General features: G+C 33.2%; 9 protein-coding genes and 1 pseudogene. 3 read left to right on the top strand and 7 right to left on the bottom strand.

What is annotated here, in order from left to right:
* Positions 1-778: 778 nt before the first annotated feature.
* From FB379_RS13265 to FB379_RS13255, 3 genes are all read left to right on the top strand, one after another.
* Entirely contained in the window at positions 779-1,627 is an 849-nt protein-coding gene (locus FB379_RS13265; RefSeq protein ID WP_130157213.1) for an ABC transporter ATP-binding protein, read from the top strand.
* Positions 1,628-1,634: 7 nt separating this feature from the next.
* The gene (locus FB379_RS13260) at positions 1,635-2,279 is read left to right on the top strand and encodes an ABC-2 transporter permease (protein WP_063388946.1); all 645 of its coding nucleotides are present in this window, start codon (positions 1,635-1,637) and stop codon (positions 2,277-2,279) included.
* 103 nt (positions 2,280-2,382) lie between these two features.
* Positions 2,383-3,000, top strand: coding sequence for a hypothetical protein (locus tag FB379_RS13255; protein WP_144598184.1), 618 nt, complete (start codon positions 2,383-2,385; stop codon positions 2,998-3,000).
* Positions 3,001-3,598: 598 nt separating this feature from the next.
* Here FB379_RS13255 and FB379_RS13250 read toward each other — a convergent pair.
* The 7 genes and pseudogenes from FB379_RS13250 to FB379_RS13225 all read right to left on the bottom strand — a co-directional run bounded on the left by FB379_RS13250 (position 3,599) and on the right by FB379_RS13225 (position 9,797).
* Positions 3,599-4,528, bottom strand: a complete 930-nt coding sequence (locus FB379_RS13250) for a hypothetical protein (protein WP_144598183.1) — start codon at positions 4,526-4,528, stop codon at positions 3,599-3,601.
* A gap of 16 nt (positions 4,529-4,544) precedes the next feature.
* Positions 4,545-4,744, bottom strand: a pseudogene (locus FB379_RS18800) (hypothetical protein); the annotation flags it as partial.
* A gap of 1,386 nt (positions 4,745-6,130) precedes the next feature.
* Complete coding sequence (locus FB379_RS13245) at positions 6,131-6,754, bottom strand: 4Fe-4S single cluster domain-containing protein (protein WP_066248060.1); 624 nt, start codon at positions 6,752-6,754, stop codon at positions 6,131-6,133.
* Positions 6,754-7,467, bottom strand: coding sequence for a ComEA family DNA-binding protein (locus FB379_RS13240; protein WP_158640202.1), 714 nt, complete (start codon positions 7,465-7,467; stop codon positions 6,754-6,756). Before FB379_RS13240 ends, FB379_RS13245 begins: the two co-directional genes overlap by 1 nt.
* Positions 7,468-7,470: 3 nt before the next feature.
* On the bottom strand, positions 7,471-7,683 hold the full coding sequence (locus FB379_RS13235) for a DUF2997 domain-containing protein (protein WP_066248063.1): 213 nt from the start codon (positions 7,681-7,683) through the stop codon (positions 7,471-7,473).
* Between the two features lie 8 nt (positions 7,684-7,691).
* Positions 7,692-8,138 (bottom strand): hypothetical protein, encoded by a 447-nt coding sequence (locus FB379_RS13230; protein WP_066248066.1) that lies wholly within the window; start codon positions 8,136-8,138, stop codon positions 7,692-7,694.
* 18 nt (positions 8,139-8,156) lie between these two features.
* Entirely contained in the window at positions 8,157-9,797 is a 1,641-nt protein-coding gene (locus FB379_RS13225; RefSeq protein ID WP_130157217.1) for an AAA family ATPase, read from the bottom strand.
* Positions 9,798-10,666 lie beyond the last annotated feature (869 nt).

The raw sequence follows: 10,666 nt of genomic DNA, 5'->3' as shown, positions 1-10,666 counted from the left end.
GACGGGCATGATAGGCTGTTTTAGCCATGCGATGTTATCTGTCCATCGCTCCAGCGCAAAAAATCGTGCCCGTAGAGGCTCCATGTCAAGCCTTTTTTGCACACGCACCACATTCATAGCGAAAGGAGAGAATGGATAACTTAAATATTATCAATTTGTGTCTTGACAAAGGGGTGCATTACATAATACTGTATATGAAACGGTTTCTAGATTTAAAAGGGATCCGATAAAAAGAGATAATGCACAACGTGTAATAAATAAGGAAATTGGTTGCTTTTTAAGGTCTATTAATTCGCCTCAATTTATTGCAAATCAATTCACACGTTATCATTTCAATGGGACGAATTTATTTGACGTAATACAAATATTAGAAAAATTAACCGAAAAGGACCTAGAAGAAGTACTACACTTACATTTTTCTGATGAATCGAGTTCGGCACTAATCATTAAGTAAATGATACTTGTTATTTTTCTATAAATTTTTTTATTTAATGTAGTGTCAAGGTAGTATCCATCTATTAATTTAACATCAATCAATGGAAAAATACTATTTATTCTCTCCTATATTATTTTCATAACCTTGGATGTACAAACAAAAATAAGTAAAAACATAGGCTCTTAGACCTAATAAAAAACAAAACGATTCAAAAGCCCCTTTTAAAATGTATTATTCTACATTATTATTCTGAATAGAAAAATAATTTTAAAAAAAATAAATGATTTAACGGGTGTAAGTAGAATACATATATATACTAAGATAATATGTTGGAGTGAGAAAATGTCGTACTTATTAGATGTTCAAAATATTACAAAGCGATATGGCAATAAAGTTGTTTTAAAAAATGTTACATTCAATGTTCCGTCAGGATCAATAGTTGGCTTTATTGGTGATAATGGTGCAGGTAAATCTACTACATTTAAAACAATACTAGGTCTAGTTTCTCAGGATTCAGGTAGAATTAAAATCTTTGGCAAAGAAAATATACATAAACAGCCTAAGATGAAGGAAAAAATTGGAGTTGTGTTCGATGCTATGAATTTACCGGCGCACCTAACAATCAAACAACTAAATAAAGTTTTTTTGAGAATATTTAATACTTGGAATCAAGATGATTTTTTCCGATTGGTTAATTCTTTTTCTCTCCCCGAAGATAAACAAATATATAAATTTTCTCGTGGGATGTCAATGAAACTTTCTATAGCTGTTGCACTGTCACATAATGCAAAACTACTATTACTAGATGAGGCAACAGGAGGGCTTGATCCCTCATCAAGAGAACAAGTCTTAGGTGAGTTAAAAAGCTTTGTGAGAGAGAGTAGTGGTGGGATATTACTTTCTTCTCATATTATGAGTGATATTGAGAAAATTGCTAGTCATATTGTTTTTATCAAAAATGGTGAAATTTTATTAAATGAGAGAAAGGACAAGATTCTTGAAAAATTTGCAATTGTTGATATCAAAAAGGAACGATTATCTTTACTAAATAGAAATATAGTTGTTGCAAAAAGGGACTATGGTTCTTGTTCTAGAATACTTGTATCAAATAAAATGGAATTGCCAAAGGACCTTAGCTCTAAAAAGATTTCAATGGAAGAACTTAGTCTCTTACTAACTAACAGGGAGTGAAATTTAAGTGAAAGGTCTATTATTGACAAACTATTACCTAGTTTATCGAAGTATTTTTGCATATGTAGGTCTCGCATTATTGATTTCTGGTGTACTTTTATTTTTTTCAGGGCCTATGGTAAGTGGTGTGGCCGCTATGTTAATTATATTATTAATGACTTTGCCTTCACTTGAAGTTATAAAAATAGAGAGTAAGTCTGGTTATGATAAATATGTACTTACCTTACCGGTTAGTAGGTCTAATATTGTCCGAAGTCACTATATTTTTTACTTATCGGTTGTGATTATCGGAGCATTTCTTTCATATATTGTTATTTATACATATGATCTAATTTTTGAAACACAAATAAATGGCATAATTAATATTATTTCTTCTGGAATTTTCGTAGTTCTTTTAGCAGGTGCGCTTATATACCCGTTCCTCTATATCTTTGGTGCAGACAAATCTGATGCATTTGTACTTGGAGGAGGATTTGTAGGTCTATTTGTTTATTATGGAATCAAATTCTTAGTAGAAGATTTAATAGACAAATTACCGTTATCCATAGATTCGTCTTTATTAGTTCCGATTTTATTTATAGTACTTGGTATTACTGTATTTACTCTCTCATATTTAATTGCTGTAATTATTTATCGAAAGAAAGAATTTTAGACTATGTGATTAGTACATCAAGTAGGCGCAAAAAATCGTGCCCGTAGAGGCTCCATGTCAAGCCTTTTTTGCACACGCACCACATTCATAGCGAAAGGAGAGAATGGATAACTTAAATATTATCAATTTGTGTCTTGACAAAGGGGTGCATTACAAAGTTTCTGTCTATCAAAAAAATTATGATAAAGACAATGTGTATTTCGATATGTCTATAAAATGTAAAACTGATATTGTCAACAAAAAAATGAGATTATATGAAGTCCAAAGAAATAAAGAATTTTTGATTGGACAATATGCCGATTCGGAATTTGGCCAATTGGCATTTTATATTGTTGTGTATAGTTACTTTAATCAAGATAAACCAAGTAATAGCGTAAGAAAAATGCTGCGAAATATAGGAGAAGATGTTAATAAAGCAAATAAAATCCTTGAAGATCATATAGGGAAAAATTATTTTTCTTTGTATAGGAAAGAAATTGGAAAAATAAATATTGATAAAATAAATGAAGATCGTTGTGATGTTTTTTACTTGTCTCTTGAGAATAATATAATCCCAATTGTCCGAAACAAAAGATTGCCAAGTGCATTTGTGATAATTTACAATTATGGCTTTTATTTAAAGCAATTTGACTCCTTAATGAAAAAGATCATTTCACATTACAATTTAAAATTAAAGAAAGAAGAAACAAAAGAATTAAAGAGATTGTATTTAAAAAAATAATTACAGCGGTGATAGTTACGAAACTGATTTAATTTATCATAAACACTAAAATATGAAGTCTTAATTCATAGAACCTCAGCTTTTTCTTTATTATCGCGGTATCCCCCTATGCCACTCGTAACTCGTTTTTAATGGAATCAAAAAGATTAGTTTTTTAAACTAATCTCAGTTTGTCGACTTTGTCGATAAGCTGAAAGCACGTTTCTGGAAATCATGAAACGTGCTTTTCCTATATCTTTTATTCTTTTAAAACATCATTTTTGAAATGATAATAAATCTTTGGTGAAACATCTTCTTTTATTTCGATTCGATCAACCAAACGGTGAAGCATCTCAGAAGTTAGTTCATTGAAATGTCTATTAAATCATTTTGTAGTCTTTCCTCATATTTCTTTCGTTCACGTTTGGATTGATAGTAGATTTTTCCAGCTTAAGCTTCAGTTTATTCGAAAGCAGATTATTGATTTCTTCAGTTATTAAACGGTAATTTTCATTGCAAGCAATTTTCTGTTGGTTGAGCTTTTTCCATATTTTGCTCAACTTTTGTTAAAAAGTGCAAAAACTTCCCCCTATCTTTTAACACGGATCAAATGAACAATTTATTTTTCTTGCAATAACATACGCCAGTAATTCTCAATTCGATTGAATGTGTCATCGGCACGCTGTGCAACAAAATCTCTTGCCAATTGGTAATCTATATCCCTTGGTGAGATGCCTTTCGTAGCAAATGAAAGCAGTTGTTCTTTTGCTTTTGCAAGCACTCCAGACAAATCTTCTTCATTTTGAATGCTCTCAAACATTTCTTGATAATTTTTGATGACTGATTCAATTTCTGCTTGTGTATATACCGTTTTCCCAAGTTTATTCGTCATGGACAGCTCACGGCTTTGTTGGTATGTTAAAGGAGCATTTAGTGACCTGATTTTGGCTCGTGCTGCGATGAATCGCTCCTCTACCGATTGGTGATTTATGGCTATTTTCGTATTGTGGCGGACATAATCTTGAATCAGTTGATCAAATCCTTTTTTTACATCACCGCTTAAAAACGTATCACTGAAGTATTGAAGTGCAGCTGTTGAAGAAGCCAATTCAAGATGGGCTTCATAAGAATGCTGTTGTTCTTTACTAATTCCAAAAAGGCTAATCCCTAGATATGGCGACAAACTATCTACTCCGTCCGTTATGTGTTGTAAGATGGATTCTACTTTTTTTACTTCTTCATTACTTAGCGAATCGAAGTATTTGGATTCATATAAATATTGGCTGAACACAAGCCATTGATCCTTTGGCCGATAAGAGAAAATATCAGAAGGGTCAACGTTTTCTACGTGAAAAAACTTTTCCATCGGTATGGCCATCAAGCCTTGAACTTGTTTGATTTCATCCGAAATCGTAAGTTTATAGGCTTGTCCGTTTCGGTTGACTTCCACTTGTTGTCCGGCCAATGGATTTTTGATTTCGTGTACGGGTGGCATTTTGGCTCTATTTCGAGCGACTATTGCTCCGATATATCCAAGATCAATTTTCACGGTTATTCCCTCCTATCTAATTAATGGAAGGCAATGGTTCCACTTTGCTTCCATAGTAAAAATTCAACGCACTAAAGAAATCGATTGATTTACCTGTTTTTAAATCGACGATTAAAATGTGATTGCCATAGTTAAAATCGCCAGTTTCCAGTCTGCGTTGTGTTGTTTTTTTAAAGTATCAACAAACGAACTATAGTAGTACGGGTTTGGACCAAATTAATATTGTGATTCGTGCTATGTAAAAAGCGTACCTACTTCCAGATATCCCGTAATTGCAAAAATCGGAACTTGCAGAGTTCATGTTTGGTTGGTCTTCCGCAAAGCTTTTCTGCACACAATAGTCATCAAAGTGATAATTAAATTGAAAACCAAACAATTTCATTATTTATAATCGGCTTTTTAAATAAATAGTTAAATGATTATAAGGAAAAATTTAAATAATCTACCTAAAACTTTCTATTTTAAGTAAAATATCCTAGGGTTTGAGACACATCATCCAGAAATTGGATGGAATAAGTAGTCAATGAGGGATTGTTTGTTGCAAATGGTAAAAAAGTTAAAAATATCATAAGTATATCGCCTGATTTTAAACATGTATTATCAATTAGAGTGGGGATGCCGTTTACTTGAGGTCTTATTACGGAATTCTGTCTCGTCCAAAAGAAAGGCTTCCCTATAAAACAGATGGGGAATTTTAAAGTGGAATAGTTAGCGAATGTTATTGCCGCCGTTACATATAAAACCGTTGATCATACGATTCAACAATTTATCTGGACTTATGGTGATCGCGGAAACGGAAGGTTCTATTATTATGTCGGGGCTGAAATCCATGGTCGATGGCAAGGAAATAACGTTGAGGTTGTGAGCCATTCAGAAGGAATTTCTGTTACTCATAAATGGTAAAAAGGAAATTATTTTACTGGGATCATATTACTCAGTTTGGTACTCTTGCTGTTGTTTTAATGAGACATAACGAAGAGATTTGGACTATATCATTAAATGAAAATTTTGTGGCTGATTCCGCAGACTCCGAACATACAACTGGTGAAATTAGTTTATATAAAGCAACAATGAAAAAAATAAGCCTATCATCCTGCATTATAAAGCTTCGCAATAACATCTGCCGCCGGTTGGTATACGAGAAAGTAATCGATTGCCTAGGTGAAAATGACCTGGCAACCACACCCTTATGATTGAGGATTTGGTAAATTAATCCTGTATCAGCTAATGAGAAATGGGCAGAGCGAAAGTTGCCAGGATTGGCCGAAGTACAAGCAGCCCTCGAGCAAATGTTTGAAGAACTAAATAATGCAAATCAAAAAAATAGGAGGATTCCCACTTTCCACATGGGGGTGTCTAATAAGTCGTTTTTACTACTTATTGACGCCCCCTTTGATGTTTTAGAAACGTTGATATATCGATGTTTATGATTTTTTGTTTTTTATGGGGATTTGATTTTCTGGACAGCCCCGTGTGGAGAAACATTCCAAATCCATTTCAGAGACCCCCTATCTATCTTGTATTACACAAAATTTTTGACGGTACCTGAAAGGTAGGGGATTATCTATTGTTTCTTTATCAAGTGCACCTAACAAATAAAAATTAAGTATTTGATCGGATACGTTTAAAAGTGTGCTGATTCAATATTTCTTTCAATGTATCTTTCGTTGCCATTCCGTTCACTGAGATTGTACCATTTTGAGAAATTCGAATTTCAATTTTATTTTGAAATTGATGAAAGTTCGTTTCTAAATGTTTATAAACATCCGTGAGGAAATGATAGTTTTGATTGGATGAACCAACCCAAGGACGGCTTAAATCTAATTTTTCTTCGATAAAAGGTCCATCGATTAGCAAATCTGTCACTGATAGCAGCTGTTGATTTTGTTTTTGTTTTTTCAAATCATCATATAAATACCCTGTAAATGTCATAACTGTTAAGCCGAGTTGTTTCACTTTTCTTCCTAGTTCCCCTAAGGCTTCAGCTTGATCAAACGGTTCTCCTCCAAGAAATGTGACGCCTTCAATCTCGTTTTGCTCTTTACTATCTTTAATGAATTCAAATAAATTCTCCACATTCATTTTTGTACCGTTTTCATTTACCCAAGTCCAAGGAACGGCACACCCTTTACAACGAATTGAACAACCTTGTACCCAAATTGCAAATCTTTTGCCTGGTCCTTCCACTTCAGTAACTGGAATATAACGATGTATGTACAGTTCCATCAAAAGTCCACAACTCTTCCTCGTTCCATTTTTTTCTTTTGATTTCCTTGATTATTATCGTCAGTATTAAACTGTAAATATGGTCTCATTTTTTCAGCTACATGAGGCTTAATCCCAAGAACTTGGATAAAGTGTTCGAAATTTTGAAAGAATCCTACCCTTTCTCTCTCTGCAAGTATTTTTTTCGCAAAAATCAATCCAACCCCAGGTACCTTTGCAATTTCATCTGCTGAAGCATGATTGACATCGATTCGTTTACTTACGCTTTCGTTTTCAATTGATGGCTGCATTGGGTTTATAAATTCTTCCTTTGGAGAAATCACTTGCTGTTCATCATTCGATTCAAGGATATGTTCTTTCGCAATAGCTTCTTTTAATTGCTTTAAATTTTTTTCTTGTACTTTTTGCTGTGATTCAAGACGGAGTAAATATTCAGGTCTAATTCTAAAAACATGAAAGATGGAAGAAACCCAACTAATAAGTGCTAATGCAAACGCGATATCAAATAAGAAATGTCCTTCTTCTGCAATTAAAAATATGATAAAAGGTAAAGTATATATGAGTCCTGCAAAAAACCATTTTCTTTGTCTTACTCTGAAAGCTGCATAGAAAAAAGAAATATAATTAAAAAAAGCAAAAGGGAAAAAGACCCATAGCATCCAGATGGAGTTACGTAATTCCCAACCTATCCCCTTCTCAGTTATACTCCGCATCATTCACTCCTCCTTTAGCTTCAATTTATTTTGTTCAGTTATAGTTTCTTCAAATTGAAAATATTCTTCTTTATAATTTGAATCAACTGTTTCCGATTCGAGTAGTTTCTCCAAAAGGTCAATATACTTGATGCATTCTTGTCCCTTCATGCCAATTGTTTCCGCAAAGATTTTACCGTCTTCTGTCAATTTGATCTGTATTTTTTTGGTTCCCATAGCATCACCTATTTAGAAATATTGTTGACATTAAAAGTTAAAACAATTGTTCGGTCTTCTTGCATAATTTCCGATTCCAGATGTAGGCCATGTTCTGCTGCTTGTTTCAGTAAATGTTGATAAGTTTCTTGTTGTATTAGATATTTGTATTCTGTCTGTAAATTTTCAATAAATTCCATGGCAGCTTGTGTGTCAACACTATTGTTAAATATCGCTTCAAAATACCCCTGTTCAGTTAGTTGAAAATAAATTTGAAGATCTTCAATTGTCGTTTGGTAATTTTGTTCAGTCAATTTTGTCACTTTGCAACCATACTGTTCAATCGATTTTTGAAGTAAATCTTCTTTCTTCATAATCGTTGGAATGATAAAGGAATCATTTTTTTGATTTGCAAAGGCTTTAATCGAACTAATTGTTGCAATACCAATTGGAACTAACAAAAGTTCAATGCTCAATTCATTCACCTACTTCTATTAAAAGTCAATCGCACGACCGCCACGAGTGGACTTAATATCCATATCCATGTTAGAGCTATTTGATTCGCAATACTCCGCTCGATCTTCTCTAGGCGTAGCCGCAACCGCTCTAACACTAGCCCATTCACGAATCTCTTTAATTTGTTCAGCCTGTGTCACCGCAAGTGGTACAATTAATTTCGAAACTTTTTCAAAATCACTAAATTGAACACTTCGTTCTTCATAAAATGCCTCAAATAATCCATTTATGACAACTTGTTCAATCTCTGCTCCTACAAACCCCTCCGTCATGTCAGCCAATTTTTCCAGGTTTTCAGTACTAATTTCAAAATTACCTTTTACGCTTGGGTTATTTAATCTTTTCTTTAAATGAACTCGGAAGATTTCAATACGTTCTCTATGTGTTGGTAAATCAACAAAGAAAATTTCATCAAATCGACCTTTTCGCAACATTTCAGGAGGAAGTGCCGATATATTGTTTGCAGTGGCAACTACAAATACGGATTTTTCTTTTTCTTGCATCCAAGTTAAAAAGTGTCCAAAAACACGAGAACTTGTCCCGCTATCTCCAGATGAACTAGTTCCGTTAAATCCTTTTTCGATTTCATCAATCCATAAGATGGAAGGAGCAATGGCTTCAGCTGTTTGAATCGCTTTTCTCATATTTTCTTCACTACTACCAACAATGCCGCTAAACACTTTTCCAATATCTAATCGCAGTAATGGAAGCTGCCACATTCCACTAATCGCTTTACTTATTAAACTTTTACCACAACCTGGAACACCTGTAATGAGCACACCCTTTGGAGCTGGTAAACCATACTGTTGCGCAGACTCTAACCAAGATTTATCTCTTTTTTTCAACCAACGTTTTAAATTTTCTAATCCACCGACTTCATCCATATTAAGATTACTCGATATAAATTCTAGTATCCCTGTTTTCTTAATGATTTGTTCTTTTTCTTGAAGGATCACTTCAACATCCTTGATTGATAATTTTCCATCATCAACCATTGCCCGTGCAAAGGCATTTTCGGCTTCCGAAAGTGTTAAACCCAATGATGCTTTTACGAGTTTTTCTTTTTCTTCTTCATTTAAGTTAATTTCAATTCTTCCTGTTTGTCGGTTTACTTCAATCATTTCATCAAGCAGTTGCTTCATTTCAGTAAAGGTTGGTAAAGGAAAATCAACAATTGTAATATCTTTCTCCAAATCTTGCGGTAATTTAAGAATTGGAGATAAAAATACAATATTCTTTGGATTAACACTTTGTTTTAAACTCATTACAATGTCACGTAGTTTTCTTATCACAAGAAGATCTGGTAATCTTCCTTGATCACCAAAATAAACATGGAAGTCTTGCAGTACAAAAATAGCGGGCTCATCATACTTTTCAATAAATTCTAATGCTTTTACAGGAACCTTCGTATCGTCTTTACGTATACCCTCTCCTACAATCCCTTCCGTAATCTTCCAAGTAAATAATTTTCTTGTTGTTTTAATCAACTGTTGATCATAGGCAATGTCATTAATAAGTGCTAGTGCTCTTTGCTCTTCCCAAGTTGGAATATATATAAATGGGAATCTAGCTTTAAACAAATTAGCTACAAATCTTTTTTGCTTTACTAAGTAATTCAATGCTTTCCCTTCTTCCTTTAGATTTTTGGGTTATTAAGAATTTTATAAGCAGTTGTAATGTTTAAAATATATCTTTACCCATATATCCTATAGATACCTGAATCCGTGATAAAAGGTAGCTTACCTAGATAATTTTGGAATAACTTTCTTTTACCTTAACTTTGGATATTTTTACTGGAATTAACGTTTTTGGGTATATCAAATAAGTTTCCCATACTGATAAAAGCTAGCAGTCTAAATAAATCAAAGCTTTGTAATTAGTTTCTTGTTCAAGGCATTTAAGCAAGTGTATGAGTTTAGTGTTGTAATTTTACCTTTCTCTTCATCATTAATATTACATTAATTTTGAACAATACTAAAAATAATAAATTGAATGAATTTTATAAATATTATTCATCCAGACTCAAAGATTTCTAAGCACTAAATAAGAAGTACTCCCGAAAATGTCGAAATAAGTAAGCGGCCAAACAATCTATCGACTTAAGGTTGACCCCCTATGCCTATTATAAGACAAGGAAGCTTTTTTGACATCAAGATTTATGCAGATTTACCAGTTGCAAAGTTAGATCGGAGTGGCTCAAAATTCAATTATCAAATACAATCGGATATTGGTTGATACAGGCTCTGATAGTAACGGTTATTTCAAGTGAATTGGCTGAGACAATATTGTTCTTGAGGAAAATGATACGATTTATAGAATAAGTGGCGTTGGCGACTCTGAATTTGTATTTTCGAAAAAAGTAGATTCTATTAAATAGGATTCGAAAGTGCAGCCGCATTCATATGGTTGGCTGTTCTTTTTTCTATATATTTGGAACGATTATAGATTGAAAGAGGCGTGAGGATAAAAAAATGAAGGATATTTCTTT

The organism is Aeribacillus composti (assembly GCF_007827555.1).
GTDB classification, from domain to species: domain Bacteria; phylum Bacillota; class Bacilli; order Bacillales; family Aeribacillaceae; genus Aeribacillus; species Aeribacillus composti.
Note: the sequence above shows the minus strand (reverse complement) of the source record. Positions and strands in the feature narration are given on the sequence as shown.

Bases quoted from the DNA above. Each gene is read 5' to 3' on its own strand.
- FB379_RS13255 (WP_144598184.1), top strand. From the start codon at position 2,383: ATGGATAACTTAAATATTATCAATTTGTGTCTTGACAAAGGGGTGCAT.
- FB379_RS13235 (WP_066248063.1), bottom strand. From the start codon at position 7,683: ATGGGAACCAAAAAAATACAGATCAAATTGACAGAAGACGGTAAAATC.
- FB379_RS13245 (WP_066248060.1), bottom strand. From the start codon at position 6,754: ATGGAACTGTACATACATCGTTATATTCCAGTTACTGAAGTGGAAGGA.
- FB379_RS13240 (WP_158640202.1), bottom strand. From the start codon at position 7,467: ATGCGGAGTATAACTGAGAAGGGGATAGGTTGGGAATTACGTAACTCC.
- FB379_RS13265 (WP_130157213.1), top strand. From the start codon at position 779: ATGTCGTACTTATTAGATGTTCAAAATATTACAAAGCGATATGGCAAT.